A 15702-nucleotide genomic window follows, 5' to 3' on the forward strand; every position below is an offset into this window, starting at 1 on the left:
CGTATTTTACCCGTTTTTTAGTTACCATTTCAAGCTTAACAATATTATTTTATTCATATATGTAACAGTTTTACTTTTAAATTACGATAATTTTACCTGTATAATAAATCTTTGGAATTGTATATATAATTTCATCTGTGTATCTGACAAAGTCCAATCCTTTTGCTTCCATACCTAGACGCACTAGGGGCTTGTATCAGTTAGTGCTTTTTTTGCAAAAAAAGCATTTCAGACAAATTCTCTTTTAAAGGTAAACGACGTTATTTATCTACCTCCTGTGGAAAAAGATTTTTAGAACTCTATCCCTTTCTTACTTCCTATCAGTGCTTCAATTCTTACTGGGGTTTCCGTCCCTACAATCTGCAGACTTTTGGATACCATCCATTGCTTATCCACAGATAACTTCTTGAGGCTGTTTCCATTGATTGATTTAAAGACAATGCCTTCACTGGAAAATATCAGTGTATCCTCGTTATTTCAAAAAATACTGGATTGTGGATATTCTTCCAGACCGCACTCATAGCCATCTGGCTGATTACTGGAAAAACATTACAAGAAAGGAATGGCTGAAAACAAAGTTTTTTGTCTGTGACATGTGACTATCCTATGTGGAGCCCGCCAGAACCTTCTTCCCAAATACAAAGATTATCGTGGACAAGTATCATTTCATTCGTCAGGTCACATGGGCTATCAAAAATATTTGTAAACGTCTACAGAAATCTATACCGGCTTCTCTTCGAATATACTATAAACGAAGCCGGAAGCTGATTTTGACCAGCTATAGAAAGATGAAAGATGAGAACAAGCAGGCCTGTGATCTGATGCTCCAGTATAGTGATGATACTAATGCAAGAAGATGCAGTATTAAAGAATTTGAGAAATGTGCTAAAACGTTCCAGTCTTGGAGAAATGAAATCTTAAATGCTTTTGAATATGGCATTACAAACGGTGTCACAGAATGATTTAACAATAAGATTAAAGTATTAAAAGGAAGTTCTTATGGAATCCGGAACTTTAACCGGTTCCGGACGCGGATACTTCATTGTACATCATAGGATAAATGGTCGGGATATGGAGGCTTATTTTGAATACCCAAAACAGCATACAGTAGTTTGAAAACAGCTCTAAACGTAAGAAAGGGGCGGGATTCATACGAATACCACCCCAACTATTGACAAAGAGCCTGGTAAAGGAGCTATCGCACCTAAAATAGGATCAATGCGATAACTCCTTTTTTAAACCAATTAATTATAAATTATTTTAATAACTGTAATACCCCTTGAGGAATCTGATTTGCCTGAGCAAGCATAGCCTGAGAGGACTGCACAAGAATATTATTCTTAGTATAATCCATCATTTCTTTAGCCATATCAACATCGCGAATACGGCTTTCAGCAGCAGTCATATTCTCAGATGTTACTCCTAAGTTATTAATAGTATGCTCCAGACGGTTCTGAATTGCGCCTAAATCACCACGGGTTGAAGAAACAGTATTAATAGCAGCTTTGATTTTATCAATAGCTGATTTAGCGCCAGCCTGTGTGCCTATATCGATACTGCCAATTCCAAGAGAATTAGCGCTCATATTGCCAACAGATACTGTCAACTTGTTGAAATCTGCTGCGCTATCGCCAATCTGAAGAGTTAATCCGCCACCTGTAACTGCCTTACCTTCTGCAGAGATTCCAAGAACCTTAGCATAATCACCGCCATCTTTGTCCTCAAAACCAATTTTGCGACCAGATGTATTTGTAATTTCTAACTGTCCCTTATTATTAAAGGTAGCAGAAACTTTACCAGAAGCAGCATCATCTCCAGTATTTCCCTTAGCAGTATCGTATTTTGTCAATGCTGCAGTAATAGCAGTAGTTAACGCTGTAGCAACATCGTCTCCAGTAGATGCACTGGTTAAACCGCTGGAACTCATATCAACTTCTACAGCTTCTCCATTAACAAGCATGCTAAACTTACCATTAGCATTAGCAGGATTTATTGTAAGCTGAGAAGTTGCAGTTGCTAATGATGTAACCTCAGTTGAAGATGCACCATCTGCTATACCTAGTACAACACCACCTACACTTGCATCTGTAGTAGGTGTTCCTTTAATACCAATGCTGGAAGCTCCACTACCTTCTAAACCACTGGTCATTGTAAAGCCTTTTGCACCGTCATTCTTAACTGTTACGTGGCTTATTGTATTGCCTGTTTCCTGATTTGTCTTATCAATGGCAGAATTAATTGCATTCTGCATAATAGTAGCTGCTTTTTTTGCGGTTTCCGTACTGGTATTGGAAGTCCAATCAACCTGAAGGGCTGCCCGATCCTCACTGCTAAGTGTAGACCAGTCAACAGTTACCTCACTGCCATCAACAACAAATGTATCACTCTTAGTATAGTCAACCGCTGTACCAGTAGCTGATGCATCCCCGCCAGTAAGATCTTTTGTTGCAGCTCTGAATGTTCCAATCGTTCCGCCAACTAAACCATTAGCAGATGTTCCGTTTCCAGCCAAAGATCCATCCAACAGGTTGATTCCGTTGAAATTTGTGCTTTCAGAAATACGGTCGATTTCACTCTTTAAAGAAGCAACTTCTTTCTGAAGGTTTTCACGGTCAACAGCATCCTGGTAAGTACCATTTGCAGACTGGTCAGCCAGTTCTACCATACGATTTAACATGGAATGAACTTCTGTTAACGCACCTTCAGCTGTCTGAACTAAAGAGATACCATCGTTTGCGTTCTTGGAAGCTGTCTCAAGACCTGTGATCTGTGCCCTCATCTTCTCAGAAATAGCAAGACCAGCTGCATCATCACCTGCGCGGTTGATTCTGTATCCAGAAGATAATTTTTCAAGATTTTTAGCTACTGTGTTGTTGTTGCTTCCTAACTGTCTGTAAGAGTTTAAAGCTGCGATATTGTGCTGAATTCTCATGTGTTTTTCCTCCTTGAATATGTATCAGGGAAATCCTTTTCCCTGTATGATAGGACGCTTTCTGGTTTCCAGATAAGCGTTAAGATGTTTGAAACCACAGCGGGGTACCAGCCGCTTAGCGGGTTTCGTAAAAACTTGACACTTGTGTCTGTAAGAAGCCTGTCCAATAAACTGCTGCTACAAAATCAGATTAAAACCGCTTTGCAAAAGTAATTTATCATCATCTTCCTTTCACATACATTATCGAGTCGAAGGCTTAAAAAGTTAAGTCATTTTTTGTAAATTTTTAAATATTTTTTGCAGAATTCAAAGAACCCGGACAGCAACCATATAATAAAGTGATACCTGCATACCTAGCAGCATCTTTTGATCATTTTTATACACCTGACGCTGCATTTCATTCTAAGAAGGAATCTATTATGACGCATAAATTTCTAACATTAGATACAGCTTCTTCAGACGAACCTATAAATTACTGGAAACGGGTAATTCAAAGGCAGAATTTCCTGCTGCATATAGCCACAGCCCTCCTTCCCACTCTGCCCTATCAGGAAAACCGCCTCCTGATTAGCCAGCTAAAGATATTAAAATCCCTGATCATTGACTTGGAATCTGCATTAAGTAATCCTTCATTACAAAATATTACAATTTCCTTCCAGGCCATGTACCACAACGTAGACGATACAATTGACAAGCTCACATCGCTCATCTTAATCGACAACCGAGAAAAAGCAGCCACACTGACCGAATATCAGTTAATTCCATTTCTTCAGGAATGGCTGGAAGACACCTACTTCTGGACTCTCATCTATCCTGATAAAGAAAAATTGAAGGAATACTACGAATCTGAATTTGCCGAAAACCACAAAAACACCTACAACAACAGAGGTGAAAAATATCTTATTTCCATTATGATTCCTGTTTACAACAAACTGGAATATACAAAAAGATGTCTGGATAGTCTCTTCCGCAACACAGATCTCGCCAAATACCCATGTGAGCTCATACTTCTAAATGACGGGTCTACCGACGGCACAGAAGAATACTTTGAAAGTCTTGGCATAACAAAGGTAATAAATTTAAAGAAAAATGTAAAAACAATGATCTTTTCCCTGCTGTACCGGGTTTGCGAAGGAAAATATGCAGCATTTGTCAATAACGACACCATCCTCACGGAACACTGGCTGGATAACCTTCTCACCTGCTTGCAGTTTCACCCTAACGCAATCATGTCTGTTCCCAGCACGCCAAACACCAGCAACCTGCAGGGTATGGCAGCAGAATTTAACCCGGAAAATGCAGAAGCAACGGCAAAAGCCCACAACCGCCCCTGCCCCTACCTCTGGGAAGAGCGGTGCAGGCTCATGCCTGTAATTGCATTATACGATGTGGATAAGGTGAATACCATCGGATTTGCAGACCGCTATTTTCATACCATGGAATTCTGGGATGATGATTTCAGTCTGCGTGCAAGAAGAGCGGGATTTCAGCAGATTCTCTGCCGGGATACCTGGTGCTACCATTATGGAAGCATTACCGGTAAAGACGACCAGATTAAAAACAGAACTCTCTTTAATGGAAGATTACTGTTCCAAGAAAAATACGGAATTGATCCCTGGGGAAATAACTATTGTTATGATGCCTATCAGCTATCTCAAATTGTACTTACCATTCCACAGCAGTCTGGGGAAGTTTCCACACTTGTCATTGATCCCGGCTTTGGAGCTGATGTGCTGCAGTTTAAAACACAGCTTAAAAGACTGGTGAAAAAAAATTCATTTTCATTCCTGATCAATGACTCTAACCTGAAAGACGATTTAAATCCATTTAATAGCCCGGTCATTGTGTCTCCCTCCATATTAGAAACACACAAGCACATTCCGGACGGACTCTACAACTATATCAGCCTGGGAAGGGATTTATCCATTTATCCGGACTACAAAGAGCTGATTATAGAATGTTCCGCTCACTTAAAATCAGGTGGATTCCTATATTTTTATGTAGCTAACCCCTATGCCTATCATCTAAAGCAGGAACTTTCTGAGGAACGATTGCTAAACGGAAACGCTTCCCTGATGTTAATTAATATCCAGGAGCTCCTTCTGTTATTAATCAGCAAACTGAATTTAAAAACGCAGCTTAAAGCCATTTTGGACACCACAACCCCCAAAGAACAGAAAGGTGGTTATACCGAACACCTGGACCGATTTTTCTTAATGTGTGAAAAACAGAGCTGACCGCTCATTTTATACCAACAAAAAAGTTAAGGAGTAAAACCAATGAACCGGTTTTGCTCCTTAACTTTTTACTCTTAGACTCTTACATCAACATACTGTCCTAAACCAGTTGTCTTAATCTGATTTGGAGCTGCTGCATCCATCATCTTTAAAAGATCGGCTGCCTGCACTTCCTGGTTATCCATTGCCTTCTTTGCAACGCTTAATCCGGCACTCTGTTGAATTTTAGAAGAGCTTAACTGCATACTCATTGCTGCAATATCCATAGCTTTCTCCTTTCACACCGCATGTTTTAAGAAATTATGGTTCAACACTAATTATATCGACATTAATTATGGAACTGATAAGTCATACTCCCTGTTCCTGATAACAATCCAAAGTAAACCAGAACTCCACTCCGCCCTCAACGTTTCTTACACCGCATGACTTCTTGTGGGAGTCAATAATAGCCTTTACAATGGACAGACCTATTCCGCTGCCACCATACTCCCGGGTATGAGCCTTATCCACTTTGTAAAATTTCGTCCATAGCTTCGGTAAATCTTCGTCCGGGATACTCTGTCCCGTATTAAATACGGTTACAAGCGCCTCTTTCCCATTCTCTTCGGCAGTGATAATAATCTCCCTGTCTCCGCTCAGATGATTAAGAGCATTATTTAGATAATTGGTGATCACTTCTTCTATTTTAAATTCATCCGCATAAACACGTATGGTATCAAAAGTCTCCAATTTCACCTTAGCTTCCTTTTGCTGGATTAAAATCCCGGCAGATCCAATCACTCCGCGGATAAGCTCCGTCAAATCAAAGCATTCCAACTGTAAATCGTCGTTTCCAAATTCCAGAGCAGTCAGATTCAGCAGCTGACGAACCATTTTGTTCATCTTATTGGCCTCATCCATTATCACCTCACAGTAATAATCCCTGCTCTCCGGATCTTCTGCCATTCCCTCTGTTAAGCCTTCCGCATATCCCTGAATAAGAGCAATGGGTGTTTTCAGCTCATGGGACACATTAGCGATAAACTCCTTTCGCATTTCATCAATCTTTACCTTTTCCGCAATATCATTCTGCAGCTCTTCATTGGCACTGCGAAGCTGTCCGATTGTATCCTTAAGCCGGTCGGACAACTGATTCATACTATTACCCAGGACACCGATTTCATCTTTTTCATCACCAGTGTATTTTGCCTCAAAGTCAAGACCGGACATCTTCTCTGACAAATTCGCCAGTTGAAGAATGGGTGTTGTAATACGTTTGGTGGTGAAATAAATAAACAAACTGCCTATAATCAAAGCCATAGACCCCACATATGCCAGGAACCTGTTTGACAAAGTCACACTATCCCTGATACTCGACAGCGGTATGGAGATTAAAAAAATAGTTTTATTATCTGAAAAATATCCCCAACTCTCCAGGTAATAAGAATCCGAACGTTTGTCATAAGTTTTTTGTATAATATAGTTATTATGTTTTTTTAATACTCTGGCCTGGGGCATATCTTTGCCAAAAATATAATCCTCTACCCTGTTTTTTAAGAACTGTCGGTCACCACTTGTAGACATCATATATTCGTCTGTTGTACTGTCGATTAAAATCATCATTAAATTATATTTTTCACCCATGGTCCGAAACATCTTCTGCACAGGTCCCTCATTTTTGAAATCAGGATCATAGGAATCATGGTAATAATTAATAATTCCTTTTCCGCTTTCATTGGCCTGGGCTACTACCTGATCAATCTCTGTATAGGCCATTTCCAGTATACGAACCTTGGCTCTGGTGTAAAATCCCTCTAAAAACCAGTTATTGACGCACCAGGTAGTCAAAAGAACAAATGCCATCAGACAGACAAATATCATGGCAAAACGCGCCTTTATGGAATGTTTCATTCACTCACCTCTAACGATTATGTCACTTCAAATTTATAGCCCATTCCCCAGATGGTCCGGATGTAATCTCCCTTTTCTCCCATCTTGCTTCTTAATTTCTTCACATGTGTATCAATGGTTCTTGCATCACCGAAATAATCATAGTTCCATACATTATTAAGAATTTTTTCTCTGGAGAGAGCTATTCCCTGATTTTCCAGGAAATATGCCAGTAGCTCAAATTCTTTATAGCTTAATTCAATGTCTTTTCCATCAATGGTTACCTGATGTGCCACCTTATCTATGCAGATGCCGCCAATCTCAACCGAATCCGTATTCACAGCATTGCTGCGCCTTAATATTGCCTCTACACGGGCAACCAGAATCTTTGGGCTGAATGGCTTTGCAATGTATTCATCCACGCCCAAATCAAAGCCCTGAAGCTCATCCCGCTCTTCTGTTCTGGCTGTCAGCATAATGATCGGAACCTGGGAATACTTGCGGATGGTCTTGCAGGTCTCCCACCCATCCATTTTCGGCATCATCACATCCAAAATAATCAGTACAATATCTTTTTGTTCAAAAAATATATCTACCGCTTCCTCACCATTTGATGCTTCCACTACAGTAAAGCCTTTTACACTGAGGAAATCCTTTACCAGTTTTCTCATTCTGGCTTCGTCATCTACCACTAATATTTTTAACTGTTCCATAAAAACCTCCCGAAATCAGATCTCAACTGTTTTCCTGTATTTATGAAACATATTGTACCAAATTGATAGCGGAATATCTACATTTTCACAGAGATTTCACACCATTTCCCAATTAACCTCCGTAAAAGTAAAAAAAGGCAGATGCCCTTGTAAAAAGCATCTGCCTGTCCAATCGAATCTTATCTTAATTCAGTTGTAGGAATGGTGTCCATATCATCAAACGCCTGATTCTCGCCGCCCATTGCCCAAACGAAGGTATAATTGCTTGTACCTGCTCCGGAATGGATGCTCCAGGATGGGCTGATGACTGCCTGCTCATTCTGCATAACGATGTGTCTGGTCTGATTTCCTTCGCCCATCATGTGGAATACTACATTGTTCTCCGGAATCTCGAAGTACATATAGATTTCCATACGTCTCTCATGAGTATGAGAAGGCATGGTGTTCCATACACTGCCTGGATCTAAAACTGTCATTCCCATGGATAACTGACAGGTCTCAAGTACATCCGGATGGATGAACTGGTTGATCACACGCTTGTTGGAAGTTTCCATTGCACCCAGTGGCTTCTTGGCTGCCTTTTCAATCGGGATAAAGGTTGTCTTGCATGCCTTGTGAGCAGGAGCACTTACCATATAAAATTTAGCTGGGTTTGCTGCATCATCACTGGAGAATAATACTTCTTTGGTTCCCTTTGTGATGTATAAGCAGTCTTTATAGCCCATGCTGAATTCTTCTCCATCAGCTTTGATCTTTCCTGATCCGCCGATGTTGAAGATTCCGATTTCACGTCTTTCAAGGAAAAAGCTTGTACCAAAGTTTTTCCAGATATCAATTCCCTTGTCAATGGAAACGGTTTCTGTTGTTGGCATACAGCCCAGTGTTACCATACGGTCAACATGGGAGTAAACAGCTACCACTTCATTGGCAACGTATAAGTTCTCAATTAAAAATTCGTCTCTTGTTTCTTCTGTTGTGTAACGCTTAAAATCTTTCTGATTAGCAGAGTAACGAATATCCATTTATAAAAAGCCTCCTTATTTGTATTTGAAATAACTGACCATCTCCATGGTATCATAAGGCAGTTTTTAATTCAACATCTTATTGGATTATTTTAAATTTATCCACTTCTTTCTGGAGAAGTCCAGCCTGGGCTGACAATTCTTCACTGGAAGCGGAACTTTCTTCCGCTGTTGCCGCATTGCTCTGGACTACATAAGAGATTTCATTGATTCCGTTGCTGACACTAACCATGGCAACGGCCTGCTCTCTTGCGGACTGCTCCACTGATTCCATAAGACCTTTGGCATGATTTGCCTGCTCCATAACCTCTGCCAGAATCTGGGCATTTTCTTTTGCAGTCCCCATACCATCCGTCACAGCCCGGGCTGCATTTTCCACAAGCAGGGCAGTGCGTTTGGCCGCTTCTGCGGATTTTGCTGCAAGGCTGCGGACTTCGTCTGCAACCACTGCAAATCCCTGACCAGCTTCTCCTGCCCGTGCCGCTTCTACCGCAGCATTTAACGCCAGAAGGTTGGTCTGAGAGGCAATTGCATCTACATCTTTTGTAATCTTTGCGATTTCATCTGATGTATTTTTTATTTCATCCATTGCCTGAAGCATCTGCTTCATCATCTTGTTGCTTTCTTCTACCCGCGCCAATGTCTGCTCTGCATAACCGGCTGCCTGCCCGATATGAACCGAACTTTGTTCTGCCTTCTCTGTAATCTCTGTAATGGCAGAAGAAAGCTGGTCAATGGTTCCTGCCTGTTCTGTGGCTCCGGCTGCCAGTGCAGATGCTGCATCTGCCACCTGGGAGGAACCCGCATTCACCTGTTCGGCCGACTCACGGATCAGGCCCAATGTCCGGTTTAGCTGCTTGTAGATCAGGATCAGAGAATCATGGATAGTGGAAAAATCACCGGCATACTCCCTGGTTACAGGAAGTGTCATATCGCCAGCCGCCATATTTTTCAAGTGTAGTGTAATATCACCCACTACTTCTTTCATCTGTCCGATCAGTTCATCGGTTGCCTGTGAGAGCACCTCCATCTCATCGCCGGTTTTCACAACAGCAACGGGAGGGGTATGGACATCTCCATCAGAGAGAAGTTTTAGCCGTTCAGAGATAGGACTTAATGGAGCTGTAATCTTGTGCAGGAACCTTACAAGAATGATTAAACCTGTTAAACAGATCACCAAGGCTACCACTGCCAGCAGTATAATGTTGATTATTTTTTCCCTTTGATATCCTGCAACGGCACTATCTATGTCGTCTATGTAGTTTCCTGTACTGATATACCAGTCATAAGGTTCAAATTTTATGGTATAAGCCCGTTTTGCAAATGTGCCTTCCTGGCCTGGTTTTGTAAAGTAAAAATTGGTGTAACCTCCTCCGGGCTGGGATCCGTTTTTAATAAATTCACGGACATAGTATTCCCCCTTCAGATCTTTCTCATCGTACCGTTCTTTCCCTTCATATTCCGGATTCATATGAACTGCGCAAAGACCAGTGGAAGTATCTGCCCAGAAATATCCATTTCCATTATTATAACGGGTATTACGGACAATGGCTTCGGCATTTTCAAGTGCCTCTTTCTCTGTAATCTCACCGGATTTATAACGATCATAATTAACCTGCAATACACTGACCAGACTTTCCGTGGCTGTTTTAATATTTAAATCATAACTTTGGTAACTGGAATCGATCCAGTTCTGGTAAACCCGGTCCAGGCTGATATAAAAAATGGTGGTCAGAGCGGATATAATTAACATTACCATTACACTGACGAATACAACCAGCTTTCCTGTTACCTGCAATCTCTTACTCTTTTGTGCCTTCATGTAATACCCCTTTCTGATTGCAATTTCTTTCAATATGGACTAGCATACACGGTATTTATAAAATCTGCAACTGACGTTCACTGAAAGTTTATTAAATTTTTGTAAAATATTTGTCAAATTTTAAACAATTAAAAAAATTCCAGAAGAAAGACACAAATATGGCATTTTGAAACCTGTGTCTTTCTTCCGGAATTTATTTTTATTCCTTTATGGCTGCCTGGATTAATTTTAAATTACTTTTCAGACGTTCATTGTCGGGGGCAAAAAGAAGAGCTGCTTTTGCATGGTCCCGGGATTCAGAAAGCAATCCCAGCCGGTAAGCGGCAATGGCGCAAAGGTCATCCGGGGTATAATCCCAGGAATAACCCATATTTACAAAGGTCCTTGACTTTTCTTTTATCTTCAGTGCTTCCAGGGTCAGATAATAAGCCATGGGCCAGTCGCTCAGCTCATAGCAGATTTTGGCAAACTCCACATAAGAATCCCGCATGCCTGGAACTTCTGCAATGGCTTTAAAATACCACTGGTATGCTTCTTTTATCTTACCCAGCCGATAATACGATCTGGCAATCCAGCGCATGGCTGCACACCGTTCATCACACCAGGTTGCAGTCGGAAGGAGCAAATACTCCTTTAAGGTTTTAATGCTTTCCAGCCATCTGCTCTTATACATATACTCTCTGCCAAGATAGTACCGCATCCGCTCATCCCCCGGTGCTTCCGCAACTGCCAGCTCTAAAAGAGGCAGATAGGAACCCCTTGATTTGGTAGGATCGGGGTAATGGCTTAACACCATTCCATCAATATAAATTGTCTCAAGAGGTGCTTTTCCACAGTACTGGATAAACTCATGTACCGGGCATTTCCACCGGAAGTCCTTACGCTGATGCACTTTGAAATAATTAAACTGTATATCCGGTGTTCCGTCTGGCTTTAAACTCCAGTTGTAAAGATAGCGGCCGGTCTTTGCAACGGCTCCCTTGTTAACATTCTTATGGTTCACCCACGCTTCTTCCAGCCGTTTTCTCCACCCTGGTTCAAACCGCTCATCAAGATCGGTGCAGACACAAACATCCACATCTTCCGGTACGTGATCCAGAGAGATATTTCTTGCCACATCAAATCTCCATGGTTTTACAATATCTACGTAGACTATGGCTCCCCGCTCTTTCAACTTTTCTACCGTATCATCTTCTGATCCAGTGTCTGTGACAACAATGAGATCAGCTTCATTCATGGAATCCATCCAACTATCTACAAATGATGCTTCATTTTTACAGATTGCATAAACACAGATTTTCAGACCGCTCATCAGGATTCCTCCTTAGCTGCAGGTTTTCTGCTCTGTTGCTGAATCAGCAGAAGATTACTTTGAAGCCTTTTATTTTCCGGGTCTGTTTTTAAAGCCTGATCTGCATACCATTCCGCTGTTTCATACATTCCAAGCCGGTAAGCGCTGATTGCAGCATAATCGTATAATGCATATCCCCAGCTTGCCGGGTCTACCAGATAGCTTCCCGTGCTTTCCTTAATTGTCAGCCCCCTCTGAGCCATGGCAAAGCTTAAGGCCCAATTGGATTCCATATATCCGAATTTCGCCAAAGCAAGATAAGGTTCTCTTACTTCCGGGCATTCTGCAAGCGCCCGGTACAGCCAGACAAGCTCTTCTCTTTTATTGCCCTTTTCCGCATAGGACTGAGCAATAAAGCGCATAGAGGCGCTACGTTCCTCCAGCCAGCTGGCGGTGGGCATAGAGAGATGTTTACTTAGTGTCTGTATGGCCTGGTCATAATCTCCATGGTATACATATTCTCTGCCTAGCCAGAACGTGGCCCTGTCATCAAAGGGATTTTCTTTTACGGATAACTCCAGAAGGGGCAGATACTGGGTTCTCGGTTTTGAATTATCCGGGTAATGATTTAATACAAGTCCTGTCACCCAATTTGATTGTTCCGGTTCTGATCCACTATATTCCAATATTTCATGAACCGGATGAATCCAGCGGTATCCATGGCGTTTATGGATCTTTTCCATGGGATATTGCTTCTTTGGTGTTCCGTCTGAATTCATGGAAAATGTAAATAAATATCTGGCACGGGTCTGTTCCGGTTTCCACGCAGACTCTAAGATTTTTCTCCAGCCCGGTATAAATACTTCATCTAAATCATTGGATACGCAGATATCTGCATCTTCAGGCACATGATCAAGAGCAACGTTTCGCGCTGTGTCAAATCTCCATGGGGAAATGGTTTCCTCATATACTGTCGCCCCCCTGGCTCTGAGCTTTTCAACAGTGCCGTCTGTAGAGCCTGTATCGGTCACAATCACTTCATCGGCTTCCGATACCGCATCCATCCATCGGTCCACAAACTGTTCTTCATTCTTGCTGATTGCATAAACGCATATCTTATATCGGTTCAATCAAACCATCTCCTTTTAGAATATTCTGATTGCTAGATACAATATATGCAAAAACAGTTTGTCCCGTGATAGAAATAAGACAATCCGGTTTCTTTATGAAAGACTGACTCCGTATACGATTTCATAAATCTCTTTCTTATAAGGCATAAATTCCTCCTCAGTAAATGGCTTTCCATAACTGGTCACCCATAACTGCATTGGACTGTCCTGTGGTTTTAACGGCATCTGTTCATAGTAAAAATGATTGACATAAAATCCCAAGCGTTCATAAAATACTGCCCTTTTTCCTGTTGCGGGATTTTCCTCCGTCACAGGCTCAATTTCCAAAAATACAGGCTTTTTTATTTCTTTTACTGCTTCTTCGATCAGAAGTTTGCCATAGCCCTTTCCTCTTGAAATCTTTGCAGTTGCCAAATGCTCAAAAAAAGCACAGCCAGGCAAATTCCAATATCCCAGAAACGCAACGATTCTCCCATCCTCTTCCACTGCCAGGGTATGATAGGCGGGGTTGTCAAATACAAGTTTCTGGGTTTCCTTTGTACGTCTTTCCTGATCTATAAATGACTCCTGGTAAATGGCATAAATTTCTTCAAAGCGGTTCTGTGGTTCTCTGATTAACATTTTTTATCTCCTGTGGTTCTTATTTTATTATTTGTATCTATTGTATCATAAATTTTTTATATTTGCAGACAAATATGCCCTGTCCGGATCTCTCCTGTTGATGTGGCAGGAAAAAACCCGGGCAGGGCACATGGTTATATTACTTTAAGTTTATCTGTTTACTGAATCGTGATTCTTCCCTGTCCTGCCGGATTTGCATAGTCAGCGCCTACGTTTCCGCCTAAGTTATTGCGGATGAAAGCCGAGAGAATATCCACATCTGTCATTACATCGTCACGGATTACTTTGCTGTTTTTAAACATTGTCATACCATCACCAGCCATTTTTAACATGTAATTGTGAGAAGCTACGGTATAAACTTTGGACGTATCCAGAGGAGAATCTCCAATCATGATATCTGCTACCCGGTATGCTCCTGCTACTTTTACAAAGTTACCTTTTTCATCTACCTGTACACTGGATGGAACTGAGGTCTTAATGGTATATTTTAAACCGGATACCTGTAAAAAGCCACCGCTTTCCTTGGGGTAATTACGGGAAGCCATCTCCAGGGCATCCTTAATCTGCTGTCCGGTAACCTCTGCCACGCAGCCCATGTTGCCGAAAGGATGTACGGTAAGAGTATCGTTGTATGTGATATTTCCTGGTTTAATGCCTGCACGGACACCGCCGCCGTTTACAATACCGATGTCTGCTCCAAGTACCTGGCGGTATGCATCTGCACAGAGATCACCTAAGTTGGTTTCTCCGCTTCTGACTGCCCGCTCCCCTGTAGCAGGATTGTTAATGGTCAGCTCCACGTCAGTATGTCCCAATACGACTTTTAAGGACTCATTATACTGGGCCTGAATGTGCTTGATAAACTGGTCTGTATCATAATCCAGGGCTTTTCCATCCTTGGATACTGCTGTTTTACCAGGAACGACCAGCTGGCTTCCCAGAGTAAGAACGTTTGGATCTTTAATCTTGTCCCTGTTTGCATTATAAATTTCTCTCCAGCGGTCAAAAGAGCCTAATTCTCTTTTTGCAATGCGGCTTAAGGAATCGCCTTTTTGTACGGTGTAGGTACTGGATACTGCACCTGCAGGAACCTCAGCTACTAACTCACTGGCAAGAGAACCGTCAGGGCGTATGGTCAGCTTTCCGATATTCTTTAATTTAGTTCCTGTCTGGGTAAGGAGCACGTCCTTTCCATCTTTATTCTTTATATTTTTCGAGTATTCTTCATGAGAGTGACCGTCAATTAATGCATCAATTCCAGTCGTATTCTTTATTACACTGTCAGAGGTCCACCGGTCAGTCGTGCCGTTTTCCCCCAGATGGCCTACTAAAATAACGTACTGCGCACCTTCTGTTCTGGCACTGTTAACAGACTGCTGAATCTGATCGTAAAGCTTCTTTCCTGTTTCATCTTCACAGAAACCATAAATATAATTGCCGCTTCCATCCTGGAAGTAGGCCGGTGTTGACTTGGTAAAGCTCTCCGGTGTGGTTGCGCCTACCAGGGCAACTTTTGTATTTCCGTATGTAAACATCTTATAAGGAGCAAACACTGGAGTATTGGTCTTCAAATCCATAAAGTTGCTGGAATAGTATCCGCAGCTTAATTTGCCTGCCAGCTCCAAGAACCGTGGCATACCGTAATCATATTCATGATTGCCCGGTACGGCAAAATCATATCCGACCTGATTCATAATTTCAATGATGTATCCGCCGTCAGAAAGCGTTCCGATGGGAGCTCCCTGAATCGCATCACCGGCATCAATCAGAGTCACATAGGGCGTCTGGGCTTTCATCTCTTTCTTATAAAGAGAGAGGCCTGCATAACCGATCTTTTCATCAATGCCGCAGTGAACATCATTGGTATACAGAATCACAATATCCTGATCTGCAGCCCTGGCCGGAAACGATAGACCTGTGGCAAGGGACAAAACCATGAGTACGGACAGGCAAAGAGACAGAAACCTTCTTTTTGTACTTCCTTTCATTGCTTGAATCCTCCTTTAACATATGCTTTTTCCTATATTATATCAGATCAATGTAAAATTTCCATATTATTTTGTTA

11 protein-coding genes and 1 pseudogene are annotated in these 15702 nt (G+C 41.7%); 2 read left to right on the forward strand and 10 right to left on the reverse strand.

The window, feature by feature from the left end; genetic code table 11:
* Positions 1-252: 252 nt before the first annotated feature.
* Positions 253-1055, forward strand: a pseudogene (locus BXY41_RS27510) (transposase); the annotation flags it as partial.
* 200 nt (positions 1056-1255) lie between these two features.
* Here the strand turns inward: BXY41_RS27510 and BXY41_RS20800 are convergent.
* Positions 1256-2932 (reverse strand): flagellin N-terminal helical domain-containing protein, encoded by a 1677-nt coding sequence (locus BXY41_RS20800; RefSeq protein ID WP_104438808.1) that lies wholly within the window; start codon positions 2930-2932, stop codon positions 1256-1258.
* 419 nt (positions 2933-3351) lie between these two features.
* Here BXY41_RS20800 and BXY41_RS20805 point away from each other — a divergent pair, with 419 nt between their 5' ends.
* Positions 3352-5169: a glycosyltransferase family 2 protein gene (locus BXY41_RS20805; protein ID WP_104438809.1), complete on the forward strand. Its 1818-nt coding sequence runs from the start codon at positions 3352-3354 to the stop codon at positions 5167-5169.
* A gap of 74 nt (positions 5170-5243) precedes the next feature.
* Here the strand turns inward: BXY41_RS20805 and BXY41_RS20810 are convergent, their stop codons facing one another.
* The 9 genes from BXY41_RS20810 to BXY41_RS20850 all read right to left on the reverse strand — a co-directional run bounded on the left by BXY41_RS20810 (position 5244) and on the right by BXY41_RS20850 (position 15625).
* A complete protein-coding gene (locus BXY41_RS20810) occupies positions 5244-5435 on the reverse strand; it encodes a YjfB family protein (RefSeq protein ID WP_104438810.1) in 192 nt (63 codons plus the stop codon).
* 82 nt (positions 5436-5517) lie between these two features.
* A complete protein-coding gene (locus tag BXY41_RS20815) occupies positions 5518-7059 on the reverse strand; it encodes a sensor histidine kinase (RefSeq protein WP_104438811.1) in 1542 nt (513 codons plus the stop codon).
* A gap of 17 nt (positions 7060-7076) precedes the next feature.
* Positions 7077-7751 carry a response regulator transcription factor gene (locus BXY41_RS20820; RefSeq protein WP_104438812.1) on the reverse strand — a complete coding sequence of 225 codons (675 nt, stop codon included), beginning with the start codon at positions 7749-7751 and terminating at the stop codon, positions 7077-7079.
* Positions 7752-7930: 179 nt separating this feature from the next.
* Positions 7931-8773 carry a 5-dehydro-4-deoxy-D-glucuronate isomerase gene (kduI, locus tag BXY41_RS20825; RefSeq protein ID WP_104438813.1) on the reverse strand — a complete coding sequence of 281 codons (843 nt, stop codon included), beginning with the start codon at positions 8771-8773 and terminating at the stop codon, positions 7931-7933.
* Between the two features lie 79 nt (positions 8774-8852).
* Entirely contained in the window at positions 8853-10595 is a 1743-nt protein-coding gene (locus BXY41_RS20830) for a methyl-accepting chemotaxis protein (RefSeq protein ID WP_104438814.1), read from the reverse strand.
* A 199-nt stretch (positions 10596-10794) separates the two neighbouring features.
* A complete protein-coding gene (locus BXY41_RS20835; RefSeq protein ID WP_104438815.1) occupies positions 10795-11907 on the reverse strand; it encodes a tetratricopeptide repeat-containing glycosyltransferase in 1113 nt (370 codons plus the stop codon).
* On the reverse strand, positions 11907-13016 hold the full coding sequence (locus BXY41_RS20840; RefSeq protein WP_104438816.1) for a tetratricopeptide repeat-containing glycosyltransferase: 1110 nt from the start codon (positions 13014-13016) through the stop codon (positions 11907-11909). Before BXY41_RS20840 ends, BXY41_RS20835 begins: the two co-directional genes overlap by 1 nt.
* A gap of 93 nt (positions 13017-13109) precedes the next feature.
* Positions 13110-13637 (reverse strand): GNAT family N-acetyltransferase, encoded by a 528-nt coding sequence (locus BXY41_RS20845; RefSeq protein ID WP_104438817.1) that lies wholly within the window; start codon positions 13635-13637, stop codon positions 13110-13112.
* Between the two features lie 158 nt (positions 13638-13795).
* Complete coding sequence (locus tag BXY41_RS20850) at positions 13796-15625, reverse strand: bifunctional metallophosphatase/5'-nucleotidase (protein ID WP_104438818.1); 1830 nt, start codon at positions 15623-15625, stop codon at positions 13796-13798.
* Positions 15626-15702 lie beyond the last annotated feature (77 nt).

It is taken from the genome of Lacrimispora xylanisolvens, from assembly GCF_002934545.1.
GTDB classification, from domain to species: Bacteria; Bacillota; Clostridia; order Lachnospirales; family Lachnospiraceae; genus Lacrimispora; species Lacrimispora xylanisolvens.